This window comes from Caballeronia sp. LZ003, assembly GCF_031451465.1.
In the GTDB taxonomy this organism is placed as follows: domain Bacteria; phylum Pseudomonadota; class Gammaproteobacteria; order Burkholderiales; family Burkholderiaceae; genus Caballeronia.
In genome coordinates, this window is record NZ_JARUXJ010000004.1 from 824,704 (window position 1) to 846,188 (window position 21,485).

Genomic DNA, 21,485 nt, shown 5'->3' on the forward strand with positions numbered 1-21,485 from the left:
GCGCTGCGACCTTGATCGGCAAGAGAAGAAAGTAGCGACGCGCTTGGCAAATGCCGGGGCATCGCCTACGTCCTGCATGCCATTTCACGCCGCCGCGTTTGTAACGGGCGACGGACTGACAGGAGCACGGGGTCATGGCTATCGTGCACGCCACAGCGGCCTTCGCGGCCGCGTTGATGGGACTGACGCTCGCGCCCTTCGGCAAGCGCGCGCCGGCGCGGGACATTCGGGTGGCGCGCGCGTCGCTCTCGCTTCGTTTCAGCTCGCTGTTCTCCGTGCCGCCGTTCAAGCGGCATGCGCATGGTGCCGCATCGCAAGCCATTGCAGTGCCCGCGAGCATCGAACCCAATTCGTCCTTGCGCGATACGCTCGAATGCCTTCCGCTCGCGATCCTGATTCTGCAAGCCGATGGCTGTATCGAGTTCGTGAACGGCAGCGCCGAAAAGCTGCTCGGTTATGCGCGCTGCGAGCTGATCGGCGAACTCGCGGAGCTCGTCGTGCCCGGCTTGCAGATGGCGAGCCCGCAGCAGCCTGGCGATATCGGCACGACCGTCGCGCAACTCTTCGCACGCCGCAAGGACGGCACGCAGTTTCTGGCCGATGTCGCCCTCAACGCGATGCACGGCAGCGACGCCTGCCTCACGCTTGCGGTGGTCATCGACCGCACGGACCGTTACGAGCTGCAGCGCAATCGCCAGGAACTCGCGCATATGACGCGCGTGTCGATGCTCGGCGAACTTGCAGCATCGCTCGCGCATGAATTGAATCAGCCGCTCACAGCCATACTCAGCAACGCGCAGGCGGCGCAGCGCTTCATGAGCCGCGAGCCGATCGACCTCGACGAAATGCGCGAGATTCTGCGCGATCTCGTCGCCGACAACAATCGTGCGAGCGAGATTTTGCGACGCATTCGCGCGCTCGTGAAAAAGGGCGAGCTGGAAGTCACGCCCTTGTCGATGGCTGGCGTGATCGGCGATGTCGCGTTGCTCGTGCATAGCGACGCCATCGTGCGCGGCATTCGCGTCGTGCTCGAATTGGCGCCCGACTTGCCGCAGATCCACGGCGACAAGATTCAGCTGCAACAGGTTGTGCTGAACCTGCTGCTGAACGCCTTCGACGCGATGAACGATTGCACCGGCAAGCGCGTCGTGACCATATCGGCTGCGCGTGATGGCAATGCGTGGCTGCAAGTCACCGTGCGTGATGAAGGCGAGGGCTTGCCCGCTGCTTTCACGGACGAACTCTTCAAGCCGTTTCATACGTCGAAGCGCGATGGTCTCGGGCTTGGGCTTTCCATCAGCCGCACTATCGTGGAGATGCACGGCGGGCGCATCTGGGCGGAGAGCAACAGCGGACATGGCGCGGCGTTTCATTTCAGGTTGCCGATTCGGGATCACGTAAGGACCGCGCCATGAGCGAAGTCTTCATCGTCGACGACGATGCTTCCGTGCGCCGCGCGCTCGAGCGTCTAGTGGGCGCGGCGGGTTATCGCGTGGAGGCGTTTGCATCGGCACAAGCGTTTCTCGATCATGCGCGCAAGCGCGCGGACCCCGCGTGTCTCGTGCTCGATGTTCAGTTGCCGGGCGTGAGCGGACTCGACTTGCAACGCGCGTTATGCAACACGAGCGAGACCTTGCCGATCATCTTCATCACCGGTCACGGCGATATTCCGATGACGGTGAGCGCCATGAAAGCGGGCGCGACGGATTTTCTGTCAAAGCCCGTTGGCGATACGGCCTTGCTCAATGCAATCGATGCCGCGCTGCTTCGTTCGGCCGCGGCGCTAGCCAGCCGCGATGAAATGGCCGGAATTCAACGCCGTATCGAACGACTCACGCCGCGCGAACGCGAAGTGCTGATACTCGTGGTGAACGGCTGGCTCAACAAGCAGGTGGCGAGTGAACTCGGCACCGTCGAAAAGACCGTGAAGGTGCATCGCGCACGTGTGATGGAAAAGATGGAAGCGCATTCGCTCGCGGAACTGGTGCGTCTGTCCGACAAGGCGGGCATCTTCACTTCAGTCGGCGCATGCGCGGGGTACGCGAGCCGTGATCGTGGCGAGCGTGGCGCTGGCAATGCAGAGGTTCATTGAGCCGCGCCGGAAACTCAGGCGCGACTTCTTGCCGTTACGGCTTAGTGCGGGAAAGCGCCGTGTTCCGGTGCTTGCATCGGCGCGTGCTCGTGGTCGCGATTCTGCTCCATGCCGCGGTTGTCGGCGTGAAGCTCGTCCCGACGGCGTGCGTCCGGACGGCGTTCGTCGTGACGACGCGAATCGACGCGGCGTTCGTCGCGACGCTCTTCGTGACGGTACTCGTGCTTTTCATGCTTGTCGTGCTTGTCGTGCGCGGCGAACGCGCTCAGCGACAGCGAAGCCATGACGATCGCGGCGAAAATCTTTTTCATTTAAAGCGCTCCTGATTCCATGACCGCAAGCCGGATGGCTCGCGATGCGGAATCAACGTGCGCTTGGGTCTTTCGTTGACCCTTAGTATGCCGTTGTAAGGACTTTCAACATTTGTTCACAGATGTCGGCATGAGCGCGCGCCGTCAGAAGGGGCGGCGCGCGCTCATGCCGGCTGAGTCTTCGCTGGCATCTTCATGGACGAGCTTTTGAATCTCGATGCTCAGATACTCACGCAAGGTGCCGAGAAAACGCGGTTCCACTGCCAGCCGCAAGCGATCGAAGCGATGATTCACACGGCTGCGTTCGAGCATTTCGGCAACGGTTTTGGCGAATTGCCGGTCGCGTTCATTGGACTGCGGGGCGCGGGGCGCCGGGTTACGAAGCTCCTCGATTTGCCTGAGGTCAAGCTTAAGCCCTCTGGTTTCGAAGATCCGGGCACGGCTGTCATCGGCGGCCAGAACCCAGGTGATGGCGGTCATGTTGCTCCTCCTCCTCGCGGCCTTGAGCGCGAAGTCCCGACATTGTGCGCTTTCTCTCGCGCGTCGTCAGACATGTCTGTCACGCAGTGCAGCAAAGCGCGCGGCGGGTTCCAGGAGGAGCAACGATGTGAGGCAGCTTCATGCAATTTCGATGCGCCATGCACCGCAACGTAGGCGCATGGCGTCGAGTCCGCATCAATTCGCGAACGACAAATACGGCGAGCTGAAAGCCTGCGGCGGGAAGAGCGGCTGCACGCTGGTTTGCCGCGTGAAGCTGTATCGAACGTACACGGCAGCGAGCCATTCGCGATACTGATACGCGTTGCCGAACGAAGCCGTCGCGCCGATGGCGAGTTGCGGCGCAAGCTGGTATTCGCCCGTCGCGTTGAGCGAGTAGGACACGCCCGTCTTGCTCTGACTCGGATAGACCGCGCCGGCATCCGGTGCAAGGTTGGCCGCCGCGAACGCCGCCTGATAATTCGGCTCCGTCGGGAAGTAGTTCGACGCGTCCTGCCGATAATGCTGCACGCCGATCGAGCCCTTCAGGTCGTATGTGAAAAGGCCGGTGCGGCCCATGTATTCGACCGGAAAGTTGAGAATGACGTACTGCTGCGGACTGAAGTAGCCGCCTTGTCCGTAGGTGAAGTACGAAAGGTTTTTGTCGTAGTGCATCAAGGTGGTGTTCGCGCCGATGGTCAGCGCCTGATCCGCGTCCTTGATGATTCGCGTGTACACACCGCCGCCGCCCTTGACCGCGTTGTTCGTGGCGACGTTCTTGCCGTCGAGGAACTGGTACATCGCGTTGACATAGACACCGCTCGTGCCGTCGTCCCAGGCGAGGTCGCCGCGCGCACCGCTCGATGTCACGCCGCCCCAGGTCGCGCCCGCGAGCTGATCGCGCGCGCCGGCATAGGACAGCAGGCTGTCCGTGACCGCGCGTCGTGCGACGGCGAGCGAGTACGAGACTTTATCGGTGATGGCGTTCTGATACTGCAAACCGCCGACGACGTTGGTCTCGCGAAAGCCGAGCGGCGTCGTGCCGACGTCGCCCTTGAAGTTGCGGTTCTCGTAACCGACCGCGAGTCCCACGCCGGTCGCCGTCTGGGAGCCGTACTGGTTGCCGGCGGCCGGAGCGATCGCGTTGATTCCGGAGCCGAAGCGCGCGAGCGTGTTCTGCTCGCTGCTGGCGGTGCCGGCGTCGAGCGTGACGGGCGTCGCCCGCACGATCACGTGGCCGTTGCCGGCCTTGATGCGGCCTTCGATGGGCGCTTCGATATCGGTGAGGTTCGAGAGACCGTCTTCGCCGTTGCGATTGCGGAAGATGATCCCGCCCGACACCGTGCTGGCCTGTTCCCGCTCGATCTGCGCGAGTTCATCGGCGACGCCTGCCGTCTGCGGATTCGCGACGGGCGCGGGCGTGCCGCCTGTGTTCATCGTGGCGGCGGACGCGGCGCGCTGCCCGGTTTGCGCGGCTTGCGGATAATACGGCTGCGCGTAACCGGCGGGTGGTTGCGGCACGTACTGTTGCTGGGCGTATTGCGGTGGATAGGGTTGTTGATATTGCTGTTGCGGATACTGTTGCTGCGGGTAGGGCTGCTGATATTGCTGCTGCGCATAAGCTTGCTGCGGATACGCTTGCTGATACGGCGGCTGATATTGCTGCTGCGGATAGCCTTGCTGCGCATAAGCCTGCTGACCATACGACGCCTGCGCGTACTGCTGCTGCGGCGCGTTGGCGGCTTTACGCGATGCCGAGCGCTTCGCCGTCGATGTACCCGCCCGAGTGCTCGCGCTTTGCGGCGCATAAGCTTCCGACTGCGCGGCTTGCGCCGCGGGCGACATCGGCCAGGGCGAACTGTTGTACGCGTCCTGAGCGGCAGACGGCGTGCCTTGATACATCGGCGCTTGCTGCGGATACGGCGCGGGCTGCGCGTATTGACCTTGTTGCGGATATGAAGCGGGTTGCGCGTACTGCGCTTGCTGAGGATACGAAGCCGGCTGCGCATACTGAGTCTGCTGACCCGGATAAGCCTGCTGCGCGCCACCCGCGCCCTGCTCCTGTCCCGGGTACGGCTGCAACGGCGCACCGGATTGCCCCGAGCCATAACTGTCGGGACCATAGCCGCCCTCGACCGGACGCGGCACACTGACAGGGACGACCCCGCCACCCGACTCCCCCGACCCATCCGCCGCACCGCCATACCCACCGCCCGCAACCGGACGAGGCACATTGGCAGGCGCCCCCGGCGCGCCGTTATAAGGACTCACATAAGGCGCGGAATAAGGCACGGTCTGAGGAGGCGGCAAATAGTTCGGCACGGGCTGCGAATAAGTCGGTGTGATGTTCTGGCGATACCCCGGAAACGCATTCGATCCGGCGGCAAGCGCGGACGGCGCCGTATCGACGGCGGTCTTGCCTTCGAATGGATTGGTGCCCGGCAACGGCATCGTGCCGATACGGCTCATCGCGGTCTGCCAGTCGCGCGGCAGGTTGCTCGCTGGCTGACCGGGAGCAGGCGCGAGCGGCGTATTGGCCGCAAGCAGCGAGCGCTGGAGGAACTGCGCGGCGAGATCGAGCTTGCCTTCTGCCCGATACATCCGCCCGATCGATGCAAGCACGCCCGGATCGTTCGGCGCGGTGTCGTACGCCTGTTTGGCAAGCGTCTCCGCCAGCTTGAAATCGCGCACGCCGGTGGCGGCCGACATCGCGGCGGCTTGCAGATTCACGTCGTCCGGACGGCGCGCGAGCGCAGTTCGATAGCAGTTGAGCGCGCTGCGGTCGTCGCCCGCCGAGGTGTACATGCGGCCGAGCGCGGCCTGCAAGTCGGCGTTGTCGGGCATCGCGGCGAGCCAAGGTGCGATCACGTCGTAAGCCGCCGCGAGATTGCCGCTCTGGCGCACGTTGTCCGCCCGCGCGATCACGATTCCGACGTTCAGATTGTTGAAGTCGGCGCGTTGCTGCGCGGTGAGCGGCATCGACTGCAGTCGGCGCATCACGGAACCGAGTTCGGCGTCCTGCTGGGTCTGCGAGAGGATTCCCGCGTATTGCAGCAAGAGACCGGGATCGTTCGGCGAATTGGCGATCGCGCCGCGCGTGAGCGAGAGTGCGCGCGATGCATCGCCCGCTTTCAGATACGCCGACGCCACCGCGCCCGTCAGTTCCGCGTTGCCGGCAGCAAGCGGCTCGGCGCGACGCAGAATCGCATAGGCCTGCTGGCGCTGACCGGCCGCGGCGGCGCGCGTCGCGAGTTCGGTCTGCTGATGCACCCACAGACGATGTTGCAACGCGCCCATCGCCGGCGTGCGCTGCGCGGCAGGAATCCGGTCCAGTTGCGATAGACCCGTCGACCAGTCCTGTGTTTCGGCGGACAGAAGGGCGCTCGCGTAGAGCGCGTCGGTCATGTCGGGGTGCGCCGCGAGCAAGCCGTCCATCATGCTGCGCGCATTGCCGACCGCGCCCTGACGCACGTAAATGCGCGCGAGGTCGAGCCGTAGCCACGGATCGTCGGGGCTATTGAGCAGCGCGTCCTCGAAGAGACTGCGCGCCGTACCCAGATCGCCGCGTGCTTCGGCGGCGCGTGCCTGCGCGGCTTGCGCATCGCCACGCAGCTTGTTGATGCCGCCGGCTTTCGCCTGTTGCTCCGAGTTCAGCTTGTTGGCGAACTCGAGCGCTTCATCGCCGCGTCCCTGCGCCGCGAGCGCGCCGACGAGTCCGCGAATGGCATCGGGATTGTCCGCCTGACGCCGCAACGCCATGCGGTACGCCGCTTCCGCGCCCTTCGGATCGCCATTCGCCAGCAGCATTTCGCCGAGCAGCGTCTGCGCGGTGACATCGGCGGGACTCGTCGCGATGGCGCGTTCGAAAAGCGCCTTGGCCTTCGCGATCTCGCCGTTGCTGCGTGCGCCGATGGCATCGCTCGTATAGGTCCAGTACGTCGCGCTCGTCAGCGCGTCCTTCCAGCGCACCGGATTGCCGGCCCGCGACGCGCGTTCGAGATAGCTGCGCGCTTCCGCGAAACGCTCCTGTTTCAGCGCGATGACGCCGAGGCCGCCTAGCGCGTCGGCATCGTTCTGATCGCTTGCGAGCACCGACGAGAAACGCGCCTGCGCCGCGACCAGATCGCCGCGATCCACGGCAGCGAATCCTTCTGCGACAGTGCGACCGCGCGCATCGACGACTGCGCCCGCCTGCGCGCGTTCGCGTGCTTCCTTGTCCTGCAGCACCATCGAATCGAAACGCGCCTTGACGGCGGCATCGTCGGGCGAACCTTGCAGATACGCCTGAAACAGCGGTGCGTCCGATGCGCGCGCGCCGAGCCACAGCAGCGCCTGCCGCCAGCTCTTCTTCGCCTGCGCGCCGACCGTGCTGTCGTTCGACAACGCCGCCAGCCGGGCGATGCCATCGCGCCGCGTCGAATCGCGATACGTCAGATGCTGCGCATAGGCGAGGGTGTAGCGCGGATCGTCGGCGTTCTGGCGCGCGAGCTGTTCGAGGCCGCGTCGCGCTTCGTCCCAGCCTTGCGGCGTCGCGGCGAGCGCCTGGTAATACTCGAGCTGAAGTTCGGGCGTCGCGGGCTTGCCTCCGATGGCACGCTTGTATTCCTGCACCGCCGACGCGCTCTGTCCGCTCTGCGCGAGACGGCGCGCGTCGTTGACGGTCTGATCGCGCGCGCTGGTTTCGCCGAGACGCCGCCCCAGATCGTCGATGTTCGGATAGTTCGGCGCGACCTGACGCAGTTGCGCGAGATACTGCTGCGCGCCGCTGCCGTCCTTGCGATCGGCGAGCACCATGCCCATGCCGAAGAGCGCATCGGGCTGCTTCGGGTCGAGGCGCAGCACCTTCTGCCACGCCTGCTCCGCGAGGTCGCCGCGCTTGTGCGACTGCCAGTATTTGCCCTGGTCGATCAACACGTTGAGCGGATCGGCACTCGTCTGCGCGATGGCGATGGCCGGCGCCGCCGCCGCGAACAATGCCGCGATGCGGATGGCCAAGGTACGTTGTCTGGCCCGCATCAGCATGCGCTTCTCCAGTTCGGCACGAGACGGCCGGATTCGTCGAAGCGATAGCGGCCTTCGACGAAGCCGCCACCGAAGAGACCGAGCACGCGGTCGTAATACACCGGTTCGCGGCCCGCGCCCGGCGGCGCGACGAGTGCTTCGAGATGCGTGCGCGCGAGGCCCAGGCCGTGCTGGTCGTTCAGCGCCTTGAAGTATGGCGCGAGCGCGCCCCAATACGAGATCGGGCCTTCGCCGCTGGCCGTACCGGTCGTCGAAGAAACCTTCTCCGGCGGAAATCCCGTCTGCGCCACGCTCTGGCGCATGCCGCCGAGCGCGTCGAGCCAGGGCTTCGCGAGCGGATCGCCCGCTGCCGTCATGCCGGCCCAAAGATAGACGCGGATCGCGTCGTAGCTGCCGGTATCGCCGCTTTTTGGATCGACCACGAACTGGCCGTTCTGACTTGTTTGATACGCCGCCCAGTCGGGCGCATAGCCGCGCGGCGCGGTGATCTTGATCATGCGCGCGGCGCTTTGCGCGAGCTTCGCCCACGGGCCGTCGGGCATGTCGCGAGCCAATGCGCGCAGGAGCGGCAGCGGCAGATAGCTCGGGTTCAGACGCGTGACATCGCCTGTGCGAAAGCCTTGCGGACCGGGCAGCAGCATCGGCCCGAGGCCCGGCAGATCGACCACTTCCTGCTTGGCGATCTGCGCCGCGAGCGCCTGGCCGAGCTTCGTATAAGCCGGCTCCTTCCACAGCCGTCCGGCTTGCAGCAAGTCGTATGCAATCCACAAGTCCGAATCCGATGCCGAGTTCGGGTCCATCACGCCATAGCTGCCGTCCGGCTTCTTGCCCCATTGCCACGAAGGCAGACGCACGTTGTTCGCATCGAACTGATTGCCGGCCAGATTGGCGCGCGTCCAGTCGAGCAGACGGTCGAAAGTCGCGCGGTCGTTGGCGACCAGCGCGAAGAAGAGGGCGTAGGACTGGCCTTCTGAGGTGGTCTGCTGCGCGTCGGTGGAATGGTCGACGACTCTGCCATCGGCCTGCACGACGCGCTCGACGAACAACCGATACGCCGGCCATTCGCATTGCTGTGCAGCTTGTGAACTCAACGCCGCGCCGGCAAGAACACCCGCGACGGCGGCCTTCGAAATTGAACCCCGCATGTCAGTCCCTCAGACGCCGCGCGGCGAGCGAGCGCAGCGCACGATAAAAGACGGCAGCGATGATGAGCGCGGCGATCACGGCGGAAAACACCAGCAGCACCGGATGCGCGGACAAGGCCCAGCGCATGTAGTGCATGGGCGAAAGCTGGCCGACGTAATAGGCTTCGCCGTTGGACGTGACCGCGACCGTGCGGCCGTGAATCACCGCCATCGCGCCTTGAATGGATGGCAACAAGTCGTTGTCGAGCAGGGCGGCGGACAAATCCGCATCCGACTGTCCCGCCGCGCTGATGAGCGCCACCGCGCTGCGCCCGCTCTTTAACGGCGACTCGAAGCCGGTGAGAAGCGCGTCGCCGTTGGAGCTCACGAGCGACAGATCGGCGCGCGCCGGAGAACGTTCCGGGCCATGCTCGCCATGCCACCAGTCGACCAGTTTGAACGCGACATCGCTCAGCTGGAAGGTGCGCGCGTCGCCGTCGCCGGAAAAGGGCATGTTCTTCGCCCAGCGTTGCAGAAGCGGCTGGCGGCCCGGCGAGCCGAGGACCAGCAAGTCCTTGTCGGCGAAGCGGTCGACATCGTTCGCGCTCGTCACCGTGACGCCCGTGACCGGATAACCCGTCGACGCCCCCATGCGGCCCATCTCCAGCAGAAAGAGACTGTAGTCCGCCGAGTTCGGATCGTTCGGCAGCACGACCGCCGTCTGCGACAGGTCGGCCATGCGCGTGAACGGGAAACCGCCGTTGGCGAACGCGGCCAGATCGGGCAGCGCCATGTAATGCGGGAAGCTCGAAAGATCGATGGTCGAATTCGGATCGATGGCGCCGACGACGTTATCGAGCAGACGGCCGGTGCATTCGCCGGTCTTCGGAATGTCGTAGTAAAAGTGCATGCGCAACTGCGCGCGCGGCGAGATCAGAAGCGGCGGCAGATAAACCTCGCGGCGCGCGGCCACGGTCTTGTCCGGCATCACGCGGCTGAAGTACTGGCCGAGATCGAACGTCGAAGTCGATACCGCCGGGATGCGCAGCGACTGCACGAAGCCATTGTTCACGCTGATATTGAGCGACGAACGGTCCGGCGCCGGACGCACGGTGTAGCGATAGCTCAGATCGACCGGCACGCCCTTGGTCTGCCACATGAAGAGATCAGGCGGCACACGCAGGTTCACGCGCACGGCGTCGGCGTCGTAACCGCGCGCGGTCAGATCCTGCGCTTCGGCCAATTCACCGAAACGCACGGCGCGGTCGGACGGCAGCCAGTTAGGCGCATCGTAGGGGCGGCGCGGTTGCAGATCGGCGAATTGCGTGATCGTCGCGCTCGTGCCGGAGAACGCGTTGCGACCGACACCCAGCGCTTTCGCGGCGGTCTTCAACTCGTTGTCGTCGCGGCCCATCACGAGCAGCAAGCGGCCGCGCGCGGCGGCATCGCGTTCGACGACCGCGATGGTCGGGCCGGAAACCGGCGGCAGATCGACGCCCGCGATTTTCGTATCGCCGGTGGCAAACACGACGGCGTTGCCCGCGAGCGGGACGTTATCGGACTGTGCCGGGAAGATCGCGCCGCGATAGCCCGCGAGCGAGCCGAAGTACGACGCCACGGTGCCCGCCGCTTCGAGCGCGGGCAGGCTCGGCTTGCCCGCGAAGACAAACGGCAGTTCCAGGCGACGCACGTCGCGCCGGTCGAAGAACGGCGCGGGCAGCGCGGCGAGATCGGGCTTGCTGGCAAGCGACGCATAAGTGAGATCGAGCGAACTCGCGTTGCTGACCGTCGCCCACAGCGTCGAATTCGACGGGTCCTCGCACTGCTGCGTGTAATGGCCGATCAGCTGAACGTTGAGGTGATTGAACTCGGTGATGAAGCGCGGATCGATGGCGATATCGCGCGCCACGAGCGTGCCGGCCTGATCGCGCGGCACGGGCAGGGTCGCCGCGACTTCGCCGTTGACGAGCACCTTCAATTGCGAGATGGACGGCAACAGCGACGGCGAATAGCTATAGATCAGATGCAGGACCGCGGCCGTCACGACTTCGTCGCCGCGCACGGAAAACGCCACGCCGTTCTGGCCATCGGTGCCGCGCATTTGCAGCGGGTCCTGCGCGCCGAGGTCCACGAAGGTAAGCGTCTGACGACGGCCGCCGGGAACGAGCGTGCCCGGATCGGCGGTAGTCGGAAGACGCGCGGCGAGCGGCGAGGACGGCTTGCCGGAGAACGCGGGAACCGGCATGGCGAGCGCGGGCTGGGCGATCGTCGCGGAGTTGTAGATCACGGCCGGGCTTGGCGCGGGCACGCTGCCGACGCCGGTGGCCTGCTGCGTCGGCACACCGTTGGCCGCGACGGCATCCGCCGCTGCCGCGATGGACGCGAGCGGGCCGGCAAGCGCGGTCTGCAGTGCCGCGAGGAACGCCAGCGCCCGCACCAGCGGGCGTTCGCAAAAACGCGGCGCGCGCTCGCCCGCATCGTGATCAACACGCAACTTCGCCATGCCGGTGCCTTTATTGGTCTTTGGTGTTCAGCTTCTTCATGTCGACTGAACGCTTGCTCGTCCAGGTCCGAAGGTCGCTGTAGAGATGCTCGAAAAGCCCCGCGATACCGCGCGTGCCTACCAGCAGCACGTGCGAAAGGCCGCGCAGCGGCGTATCGGGGCGGCGTCCTTCGGACCAGCCGGTCCACGCGTCCGCGCGCGCAAAAGTGGTTTTCACGAAGTCGTATTCCTGCTCGCGCGTGAGCTGCGAGAAGCGCAGGCCGACGCGGCCCTTCGCCGTGAAGCCGACCGTGGCCGGGAACGCGTATTCCTCGTCGCCTCGAAAGAGCGAGACGGTGACGCGTTCGTGCATCGGCACTTCGATGTCGTTCGGCAGCTTCACGCCGACGCCGCCTTCCGAATAGTCGATCGTCTCGCAAGCCAGCGTGCGCCCCGTCGAGAACTTGAGCATGACGGGCATCTTCATCGTCACGCGATGCGTGCTGCGCACCTGACGCCGCTCGCTAGCCGCCGCCACGCTCGCGCCGAGAATCAGCATGTTGTAGACGGTCCAGCAGAGATTCAGCACGGTGGTCTGCACTTCGCTGCGGATATGCCAGTTGATGACGATATGCACCACGCCCGCTATGAAGCCAAGCAGGTTCAGCAGCAACAAGAACAGATACGGACGCGAGATGCCCCAGTCGAAGTAATCCTTCGCGATCTGGCCGCCCTTGGCCGTGACGTTGAACTTGCCGAGCTTCGGGTTGATGACGGCCAGCAGCGTCGGCGCCGTGATGTACGACGCCAGCACCGACTCATACACTTCGGCCCAGAACGAATGGCGGAAAGAACGCTGCATGCGCGAATTGGTGATGCTCGCGTGCATCATGTGCGGCAGCGCGAAGATGGCGATGGTGCCCGCCGCCGCCTCGATCACGTGCGCGCCGAAGAACAGATACGAGAGCGGCGCGGTAAGGAACACGAGACGCGGCACGCCATAGAAAAAGTGCAGCATGCCATTGAGATAACACAGCCGCTGGCCGAGCTTCAGTCCCTTGCCGGTGAGCGGATTGTCGATCCGGAAAATCTGCGTCATGCCGCGCGCCCAGCGAATGCGCTGACCGATGTGGCCCGAAAGACTTTCCGTGGCGAGTCCGGCTGCCTGCGGAATCGCGAGATACGCCGTGGTATAGCCCAGCCGATGCAGCTTGAGCGCGGTATGCGCGTCTTCCGTCACGGTCTCGACCGCAATGCCGCCGATCTCTTCGACCATCGAGCGGCGCAGCACGGCGCACGAGCCGCAGAAGAACGTCGCGTTCCACAAGTCGTTGCCGTCCTGCACGAGACCGTAGAACAGTTCGCCTTCGTTCGGCACCTTGCGGAACGTGCCGAGATTGCGCTCGAACGGATCGGGCGAGAAGAAATGGTGCGGCGTCTGCAGCATCGACATGAGCTTGTCGCGCAAAAACCAGCCGAGGCAGATTTGCAGGAACGAGCGCGTCGGAATGTGATCGCAATCGAAGATGGCGAGGTATTCGCCCTTCGTGATCTTGAGCGCTTCGTTGATGTTGCCGGCCTTCGCGTGGCGGTTATGCGTGCGGATCGTCCAGTTGACGCCCACCTCCTCGCAGAACGCCTTGAACTCGGGACGGCGGCCGTCGTCGAGCACGTGGATCGCGATCTTGTCGGTCGGATAGTCGAGCGCGAGCGCCGCGTAGATGGTCGGCTTCACCACCGAAAGCGGTTCGTTGTAGGTCGGAATGAAGACGTCGACGGTCGGCCAGTCGTTGCGATCGGCGGGCAGCGGCAGCGGCTTGCGCTTGAGTGGCCACGCGGTCTGGAAGTAGCCGAGCAGCAGCACGAGCGTCGCGTAGACCTCGGCTGCGACGAGCAACAGGCCCCACGCGGCGTCGAGCGGACGCTCCCAGTAGGTCGTCTCGGTCAGACGCCAGAACATGTAGCGTCCCGACGATACGACCGACAACATGATCATGACGAGCGTCGCGTACTGGCCTTGCAGACGCCGGAAGCCGAGCGCGCAGGCAAAGCAAACGGTTGCGAAAGCGAGCTGCTGACCGAACGCGAGCGGCACCGTCACCACGAAGTAGAGCGAGAACAGCGCGAACAGCGTGAGCAACACCGTGAGGATGCGGCTGCCCCAGATGCGCGCATCGACGAAACGTTCCAGCCGCGACGTGGCGACGCTGACTTCCGTTTCCTGCGAGGGAATCTTGGCGGAGCTCATGCGACGTTCCTCGAAGCGGCCATGGAATCGACGGTGGCGAGAAGCCAGTCGCCGCACGCGCGCAAATCGGCGGCGGCTTGCGAGAGCGGGTCGTAGTGGATGAGTGTCGTGTCGCACGCAAGCGACTCGGAGACGCCTTCGTCCTGATGGATCACGCCCGGAAAGAGCTTCGTGCCGAGCATGTTGCGCAAGACCTTGAGCACGTCCTTGCTCAACTGGCGCGATTGGTCAACCTGATTCACCACGTAGCCCTGTCCGCCGAAGTCCTGACGCGGCGCGGCGTAGGCGTCGATCATGCGCTCCATGCCGGGAATCGCGGCGTAGGAAGCGGCATCCGCGAGCACGACGTTGAGCGCGAAGTTCGCGGCGCACAACGCGGTGCGCGTATAGACCGACGAGCCCGGAGGGGTATCGACGATAACGATGTCGTTGAGATCGAGCGCAAGCGATTCGAGCGAGCGCGCGAGCCACGCGGGGTCCTGGTCGACGAGCGCCTCGAAGCGGCGGCGATCGTCTTCCAGCACCGCGCCGTAGGGCAGCACGGTGACGCCGTCGACGCCATCGAACATCACGGTCTGCCACGGGTCGCCCGCGAGCGTTGCACGCGAAATGCCGTCGATGCTGTCGAGCGGAATGCCGAAGTGCAAGCGCAGCGCGTTTTGCGGATCGAGATCGACGACGATCACGCGGCGATGGCGCGCGGCGAGCACCGAGGCGAGATTCGCGGCGAGCGTGGTCTTGCCGACGCCGCCTTTCGCGGAAACTACCGTGATGACTTTCATGAGCGTGTGACGCGGGCAGCGAAGAGGGCGCGGTTCGGCTGCGCGGAATCGGTTGCGCCGGATGACTGGCTCGGCTGGCGCAGGCGGTCGAACATCGCGGTGAGCGAGCCTTCGGGGGCTTGCGGTGCTTGTGGCTCTTGTGGCTTGAAGAGCTTGCCGAGAATGGAAGGCGCGTTGCTTTCCAGTTCGCGCGGGCCGGTGCGGGTTTGCACAGCCGGGTCGAGCGCGGCGGGTATTTCGCGAGCGCGGAAGGTCGAGGCGCCTTCCCGAGCGAGGGAGTTCGAAGCGGTTTTGATGCTGCCGCTCGCTTCCGCCGCAAGAATGGCCGGAGGTGTCACGGCACCAGCGTTCCCCTGTTCAGACGCGAAGGGCGACGCCGAAAACCGCGCCGGCGCGCTCGGACGCGCAAAAACAGGCGCTGGAGCGGAATCGGGAATCGGTGCCGCGCTTTCGGGCTTCGCCTCGACGGCAACCGGCGCGGCGTCGGCGAGCGCCGAAAAGCGCGAGGCGCTCAGCGAATCGAGCGCGGCGGGCGGCGTGACGGGCGGAATCGTGCGGCGATGCGCACGCGCGAAAAGCGGCGGCTTGGCGCGATTGATCGGCATTGGCGTGGGCGCGGCCGTGGCACGGTCGGCATCCGCTTGTGCCGCAAACTCGCGCTTGTGCACCGGACTCGCCTGCACATCACGACGCGGCGCGATTTCCGGGATGGCCGGTTGCGCGAAATCGAGCGTGGCCAGGAGCGGCCAGCGCGTGCGGGCATTCCTGGCCTCGTTTTCGCGGCCGATTTCCTGGTAGTCGCCTGCATTGCCGCCGAAATGATCGAACAGCTTTTCGATGTCGCGTGATGTATTCATGTTGCCGCATCCTCGTCGTGCCTTGCGTCGAACTGGCCTGATGCAATATTTTTGGCGCTGTCCGTTGCATGGACAGTCGATATCGCCGTTGCCTTCCTATTTAACGGCGGTCGTTGAAATTGATTGAATCCTTGCAGCGCCGCTTCAGTTGCGTCGCTTATCTCGTTGCGGCGCGCGCGAGCCGGAACTCGACTGCACCCTCACTGCTCAATTCGCTTGCCTGGGAAATAGCAAGCCCTTGCGCGCCCAAACCGCTCAACCAGTGCTGATACGCGCCTTCGAGAAAAGCCGGTGTCCATGCAAGCGCGCTTTCTCCGAACGCCGGCAACGGCGCGCAGTAGTGAACGATGCTCAGATACTCGCGCTCGTCGGCTAATTCGACGAAGCCCCATTCCGAATCACGCCACAAAACATTCAGCGCGTGTGCGAGGTCGGCGGTCGAATCGCATTGAGGAAGCGGCCGGGCATCGGCGAATCGGCTGCCGACTCGATGCATCAACTGTCGAAGTTCCGCACGACCGATCTGCGCTTCGAACTCCTCGGCAAGCGCGCCAAGAAATCCACGCCATTGCCTGGAAATCGTGTGGTCGAAGAGGTAATCGAAAGTAGCTGACATGGTTGCCGTTCAGAATGGCCTAAGGGAGTCTGCAAGAATTCTTGCAATGTCGTCGGTTCTTTTTACCTGGAACGCTGCGACTGTCTAACTGCGCGAGAGAGCACCGATCCGGTGGTTTGTCCAGTCGATAAAACACATCTGAAGGTATCCCACTGGGTTTTTTTTCGCCAGTGGAAAGACTATCAGCGCATTTTTTTATCGCATTGAGCGAATAGGCATGCGATTGCGGCTTAGTTCGAGCATTCGAATAAACCTGCCCTTATTGACAAAATTTAGACAAGCTCGGGCGGAGGCCCGCCCGCTATGGCTCTGCGGTCGCGGACGCGAGAGTGTACCATCTTGTTAATATTATCAAACGACAAAAGTCAGGCCTGATTCATACGGATTGACAATCACAGGAAGTGGTTAATCCTCTTATTAATTGCGTTGAGACAAAATGCATCTTTTTGTCTGACATTAGTGTTTCGAGGCATTTAAAAATGTCTGTAGATTGAATTGATTTCGGTCAATGTGACCGATTACGACGCGGCTCAACGCAAGCCTCTAAGGCGCAACAGGCGAAAAAAAACGCCCTGAGCGGGGCGTTTTTTTCTTGGCCAATCAACGATCACGGATTTGCGCGCACTGCGTCTCGAACTGCATCCATGACGATGCCGTAGTCGAGCGGAATGTCTAGCGCATCGGAATAACCGTTTTCGTCGGCGGACTCTTCGGGCGCGGCACTGACCGGAAGCGACTCGTAGGCGGTTTCGCCAGACGGATTGTCGCGTCCTTCGATGGCACCCTGTAATTGCGGATTCTTCACGATTAACTCCTTCCGGTAATGGAGCGGCGAGGAAATGCAATATAAACCAATGACATGACAAATTGACGAATCGATGGAAGCTCTTGATGAGCGTGCTTCGCGCGGTGCGTCGATGACCGCTGCAGTTGCATGTTCCCAAGAGCACGGGGCCCTACAGTGTAAGGGCGACGCGCTCGTGTGAATGTGCGTTCTGATTATGACGAGGCGTGTTCTGAATTGTCTTGCAAATCTGTTTTTCGGCTCGAAACTTGCGTCCTTTTTAGCGAGAAAAATGTAGCTAAACACGCAGCGAAAAACGAGATCGTCGCATGACGCAACTATGATGAAGAATCGTTGCGAAACGCCTTGCGAATGAGCGATTTATTGCGAAGTGGGGTAAGTTAAACGCAGGCTCGATCGCCGGCGAAAGCGGTGTCACAAAGGAGAACCAACAATGAGCAAAATAGCGATCATTGGCGCGACCGGACATGCCGGAAGCAAGTTGCTGGAGGAAGCGTTGCGGCGCGGACACACGGTGACGGCGCTTGCACGCAACACGTCGGAGATCGCCAAGCGTCCTGAAGTCACCGCGAAGAATGTAGACGCATCGGATGCGGCCGCGCTAAGCGAAGCCGTCGCCGGTCACGATGCCGTCTTCAGCGCCGCGCATTTCGCTTCATTGTCGGAGAGTGCGATCACCGAGCCGCTTCGACGCGCGGGCGTCAGGCGCTTGCTCGTGGTGGGCGGCGCGGCGAGTCTTTATGTCGGGCCGGGCCAGCGCGTGTTGGATCTGCCCGATTTTCCAGAAATGTACCGCACGGAGGCAACCGCGGGCGCGGCATTTCTCGACGCGCTGCGTCGCGAGCGCGAACTCGAATGGACGTTCGTTTCGCCGTCGGCGGAATTCGTCGACGGTCCGCGCACGCGCAAATTCCGTATCGGCGTGGACGAATTGCTCGTCGATAACAATGGCCGAAGCTGGATCTCTTTCGCTGACTTTGCCATCGCGTTTCTCGATGAATTCGAGAGCGGAGCGCATATCAAGCAGCGTTTCACCGTCGGTTACTGACAGCAACCAATAGACGCAAGGCGGCGACGATCCCGACACCCACGGATGCCGGAACTCGTCGCCGTCGTCGCTGCGCGACCGAGCGGTCAGCTTAGTCGTGCACGTCGCATTCGACTTCCTCGCTGTTGGCCGGCATGGCTGCGGCGAGAATCATCGCGGAGGCATTCTGCGGTTTCGGATCGCGCTGTGACGGGCGATACACCTGATCGCCGCGATGAATCGGCATCCCCGAGAGCGAGCAGATGCCTTCGGCGCTCGCCGTCGTCGCGCGCCAACCTTGATAACCATAGTGGCACGTACCTGGGTCCGACCAGTAGACGAGCGCCGTCGCGCTGGACGGCCGCTCGATCACGCGCACGACTGCCTGTGGGAAAGGCAGGCGGTCATCCGACGGGCGCGGATGCGGGTGCGCGCGGTTCCAGTCGCGCGTCAGGCGGTCGAGGAAACTATCTTCGATACGCGCGGTTTTTTGCGAGGGGCTGGTGTGGGCGGCGTCGTGCGGCGCGGCCTCGAGCAGGTGAACCGTCTGTGACCACGGGTCTGCAATTTTCGAAAAAGCTGTCATGGCATTGTTCCAGGCTTTGACTCGACCTAGAACGTACGCTATTAAGCATATTCCGATAAATAGTGCATCGGTGAAAACACTGTCCCGTTGCCGCGAATAATCGCGCGCTGGCGAAGCGAAGGCTTGCTGGACATGGGTTTGAGCGCCGGACGCTTGCGATCGCGGACCGCCGGTATTGTACGATCGTTCTCCGAAGTGGCGGCCTTGGCGGCTTAATTGGCCGACATAGCAATGAGGCAAGCGGGTAAGCGGGCGCTTTACGCGTCCTTCGTCCCGGAAGCGACGATGCGCCGGGCACGCGCTTCCACGCGTCGCGCTAAATGCGAATCTGCCGGAAAGCGACGGCTTTATCTGACGGCCGGCGAAGCGTCAACGCGCAAAAAGTGGCCATCCTGGGTCTGTCGCGTGGCGCAACGAAGCCGGTGTCGGACGCAAGCAGCGCGTGCCGCGTCTTACGTTGCCGTTGTCGCTGTGTATGACCATCGTGTCACATTTTCACGCGCGCTGTGAGTCAGTTGCCGCGCGATGAATGAAGTATCTACAAGCAGCGCCTCGGCGGAAAGGCGACTTCAGCGGTAGCAAACTGCATGTCGTTCGGCGGTCGCGGGCCCAATCGAAGGCGCAGCCCGCAAGCGCCTCACGCCAACCGTGGGCACGCTTGCGGACTGGCGTAGCAGCGAAAACATTGCGGATAAAGCGTCGACATTCATAGAAGCACACCGAACTCTCGCTTATCGCCGACCGAAACCTGAAAATACGGAGTTCGGCGATATCGCATTGCAGTGCTTTTCGCGGCCGAGGCCCCACTCGAAGCCTCAGCCGGCAATGCTTTGCCTCGATCTGGCGAGCCATCTCGGACCGCTTGCAGATCATCACTCCGCAACCGCACGCGCCGCCGCACGACCCCGCAACCACTCCAGCGCCAGCAATAAACTCGTCGAAAACACGATCAGAATCGTGGCCAACGCGGCGATCGTCGGGCTGATGTTCTCGCGGATGCCCGTGAACATCTGACGCGGTAGCGTCGTCTGATCGGCGCCAGCGAGAAACAGCGTGACGACCACTTCATCGAACGATGTCGCGAACGCGAACAACGCACCCGAAATCACGCCCGGCGCAATGACCGGCAGCGTCACGCGAAAAAACGTCCGCAGCGGACTTGCGCCAAGCGACTGACTCGCCCGCACGAGATTCATGTTGAAGTTTTGCAAGGTCGCCGCAACCGTGGTCACGACGAACGGCACGCCCAACGCCGCGTGCGCCAGAATCAACCCGAAATATGTATTGGCGATGCCGAGCGGCGCAAAGAACAAATACATGCCGACGCCGACGACGATCACCGGCACGATCATCGGCGAAATGAGCACGGCCATGAGCACGCTCTTGCCGGCGAAATTCGCCTTCGTCAATCCAACCGCCGCGAGCGTTCCAAGAATAGTCGCGACGAGCGTTGCCGAGGGCGCGACGATAAAGCTGTTCTTTGCCGCCATGCGCCACTCGTCCGACATGACGAGATTGTGATACCAGCGCATCGAATAGCCCGGAATGGGATAGACGAGAAACGTGCTCGACGAAAACGAAAGCGGCACGATGGCAAGTACCGGCAGAATCAAATAGAGCAACGTCAGCACGCAAATGACGCGCAATGCGAAATACCAGACGCGCTCGATAGCGGACGTATGCGGCGCGAACATCGGTTTGGCGAGTTTCATTGTCTTACCCCAGGCTTACGTTCGAGCGCGTGAATCGACCGTAGACGACGTAAAGCACGAGCGTCGCGGCAAGCAGCAGCGCACCGAGCGCGCAAGCCATGCCCCAGTTGATCGTTACGTTCGTGAAATACGCGATGTAGTAGCTGACCATCTGGTCGTTCGGCCCGCCGAGAAGCGCCGGCGTGATGTAGTAACCAATCGCCAAGATAAACACCAGCAGCACGCCGGCCCCGATGCCCGGATAAGTCTGCGGCACATACACGCGCCAGAACGCCGCGAACGGATGACTGCCGAGCGAAACAGCCGCGCGCTGATAAGTCGGCGGCACGGACTTCATCACGCTATAGAGCGGCAAAATCATGAAGGGCAGAAGAATGTGCGTCATCGAGATATAAACGCCCACGCGATTGAACAGCAGCGCGAGCGGCGAACCAATCAGCCCGCTCGCGAGCAGCGCCTTGTTGACGAGCCCTTCGCTTTGCAACAGCACGATCCACGCGGCGACACGCACCAGCACGGAGGTCCAGAACGGAATCAGCACGAGCACCATCACGAGATTGGCACGGCGCGCGGGCAGCGTGGAAATCCAGTACGCGAGCGGATAACCGAGCAGCAGCGCGAAAAACGTCACCGCGACGCCGATCACGAACGTGCGTCCAAAGACGTTCAAATAGATGGATTGATCCGGACCTGCATGCTCGATGTCGCCGAAACCGTCCTGCCGGTGATCCAGCGAAGCGAGCAGATAAAACGGCGAATATCGACCGGCGTTTTTCGCGATTGCCTGCCAATACGCGGGATCGTTCCAGCGCTCGTCCAGTTCGACGATCTTCGCGCGAATCTGCGGCGCGGCGAGCGGCTTGCCGTCGTCCGCGGCGAGCGGCATCGCGCGGGCAGTTTTTGCAACCAGCGAGCGATAGCCCGGAATCTCGGTGTTGAGTCGGCGAGCGAGCGCGCCCATCGATTCGCCGTCCTGTATCGCGGTGAGATCTTGCGCGAGCGCGGCATAAGCGGCATCGGGCGGCGCGGTTTTGCGATCCCAGTTTGCGAGCGCCGCGCCCGTGTGCGGCAGCGCGTTCGCGACTTCGGGGTTCTGCACGGCGCGCGTGAGCAGCGCACCGATTGGCACCACGAAGATCAGGAACAGAAAAATGGCGAGCGGCGCAATCAGCGCGAGCGCCATTGCGCGCTTTTTCGCATCGACGAGCTTCAGTTCGCGCTTGAGTCGCGCGCTCGATTCGCGCGTGTCGTCCGCGGCGATCGTCAAGGTGTTCACGCTTTCTGTCTCCTATCCATGCAAAGGCTTGGCGTTGGCTGCGGTTCGCATTGCACGAAACGCAGCCG

Annotated in this window: 16 protein-coding genes; 3 read left to right on the forward strand and 13 right to left on the reverse strand. The window is 63.2% G+C overall.

The features are described 5' to 3' along the window. Positions 1–134: 134 nt before the first annotated feature. Both QCE79_RS27915 and QCE79_RS27920 read left to right on the forward strand, forming a co-directional pair. Complete coding sequence (locus tag QCE79_RS27915; protein WP_309849430.1) at positions 135–1,415, forward strand: PAS domain-containing sensor histidine kinase; 1,281 nt, start codon at positions 135–137, stop codon at positions 1,413–1,415. Continuing rightward, the gene (locus QCE79_RS27920; protein ID WP_250466671.1) at positions 1,412–2,092 is read left to right on the forward strand and encodes a response regulator transcription factor; all 681 of its coding nucleotides are present in this window, start codon (positions 1,412–1,414) and stop codon (positions 2,090–2,092) included. Before QCE79_RS27915 ends, QCE79_RS27920 begins: the two co-directional genes overlap by 4 nt. A 41-nt stretch (positions 2,093–2,133) precedes the next feature. Here QCE79_RS27920 and QCE79_RS27925 read toward each other — a convergent pair whose 3' ends face one another. The 10 genes from QCE79_RS27925 to QCE79_RS27970 form a co-directional block, all read right to left on the reverse strand. Next, complete coding sequence (locus QCE79_RS27925; RefSeq protein WP_250466672.1) at positions 2,134–2,403, reverse strand: hypothetical protein; 270 nt, start codon at positions 2,401–2,403, stop codon at positions 2,134–2,136. Positions 2,404–2,547: 144 nt separating this feature from the next. Continuing rightward, positions 2,548–2,883 carry a host attachment protein gene (locus tag QCE79_RS27930; RefSeq protein ID WP_250466674.1) on the reverse strand — a complete coding sequence of 112 codons (336 nt, stop codon included), beginning with the start codon at positions 2,881–2,883 and terminating at the stop codon, positions 2,548–2,550. A gap of 195 nt (positions 2,884–3,078) precedes the next feature. Then, a complete protein-coding gene (locus tag QCE79_RS27935; RefSeq protein WP_404989443.1) occupies positions 3,079–7,896 on the reverse strand; it encodes a cellulose synthase subunit BcsC-related outer membrane protein in 4,818 nt (1,605 codons plus the stop codon). Next, positions 7,896–9,047 carry a cellulose synthase complex periplasmic endoglucanase BcsZ gene (gene bcsZ, locus QCE79_RS27940; protein ID WP_309849437.1) on the reverse strand — a complete coding sequence of 384 codons (1,152 nt, stop codon included), beginning with the start codon at positions 9,045–9,047 and terminating at the stop codon, positions 7,896–7,898. Before bcsZ ends, QCE79_RS27935 begins: the two co-directional genes overlap by 1 nt. A gap of 1 nt (position 9,048) precedes the next feature. After that, positions 9,049–11,529 carry a cellulose biosynthesis cyclic di-GMP-binding regulatory protein BcsB gene (bcsB, locus tag QCE79_RS27945; protein ID WP_309849439.1) on the reverse strand — a complete coding sequence of 827 codons (2,481 nt, stop codon included), beginning with the start codon at positions 11,527–11,529 and terminating at the stop codon, positions 9,049–9,051. A gap of 10 nt (positions 11,530–11,539) precedes the next feature. Further along, entirely contained in the window at positions 11,540–13,756 is a 2,217-nt protein-coding gene (bcsA, locus tag QCE79_RS27950) for a UDP-forming cellulose synthase catalytic subunit (protein ID WP_244828583.1), read from the reverse strand. Next, complete coding sequence (bcsQ, locus tag QCE79_RS27955) at positions 13,753–14,538, reverse strand: cellulose biosynthesis protein BcsQ (RefSeq protein WP_250466681.1); 786 nt, start codon at positions 14,536–14,538, stop codon at positions 13,753–13,755. The genes bcsA and bcsQ overlap by 4 nt, the downstream gene beginning before the upstream one ends. Continuing rightward, positions 14,535–15,395 (reverse strand): cellulose biosynthesis protein BcsP, encoded by an 861-nt coding sequence (bcsP, locus tag QCE79_RS27960; RefSeq protein WP_309849444.1) that lies wholly within the window; start codon positions 15,393–15,395, stop codon positions 14,535–14,537. Before bcsP ends, bcsQ begins: the two co-directional genes overlap by 4 nt. Before the next feature lie 157 nt (positions 15,396–15,552). Further along, entirely contained in the window at positions 15,553–16,011 is a 459-nt protein-coding gene (bcsD, locus tag QCE79_RS27965) for a cellulose biosynthesis protein BcsD (protein WP_309849447.1), read from the reverse strand. Positions 16,012–16,618: 607 nt separating this feature from the next. After that, a complete protein-coding gene (locus QCE79_RS27970) occupies positions 16,619–16,816 on the reverse strand; it encodes a hypothetical protein (RefSeq protein WP_244828575.1) in 198 nt (65 codons plus the stop codon). 433 nt (positions 16,817–17,249) lie between these two features. Between QCE79_RS27970 and QCE79_RS27975 the strand changes: the two genes are divergently transcribed. Further along, positions 17,250–17,864: an NAD(P)-dependent oxidoreductase gene (locus QCE79_RS27975; RefSeq protein ID WP_250526588.1), complete on the forward strand. Its 615-nt coding sequence runs from the start codon at positions 17,250–17,252 to the stop codon at positions 17,862–17,864. 91 nt (positions 17,865–17,955) lie between these two features. Here QCE79_RS27975 and QCE79_RS27980 read toward each other — a convergent pair whose 3' ends face one another. The 3 genes from QCE79_RS27980 to QCE79_RS27990 form a co-directional block, all read right to left on the reverse strand. Next, a complete protein-coding gene (locus QCE79_RS27980) occupies positions 17,956–18,429 on the reverse strand; it encodes a DUF3331 domain-containing protein (RefSeq protein ID WP_250466687.1) in 474 nt (157 codons plus the stop codon). 872 nt (positions 18,430–19,301) lie between these two features. Then, on the reverse strand, positions 19,302–20,141 hold the full coding sequence (locus QCE79_RS27985; RefSeq protein WP_309849454.1) for an ABC transporter permease: 840 nt from the start codon (positions 20,139–20,141) through the stop codon (positions 19,302–19,304). Between the two features lie 4 nt (positions 20,142–20,145). Continuing rightward, a complete protein-coding gene (locus tag QCE79_RS27990) occupies positions 20,146–21,417 on the reverse strand; it encodes an ABC transporter permease (protein WP_309849457.1) in 1,272 nt (423 codons plus the stop codon). Positions 21,418–21,485 lie beyond the last annotated feature (68 nt).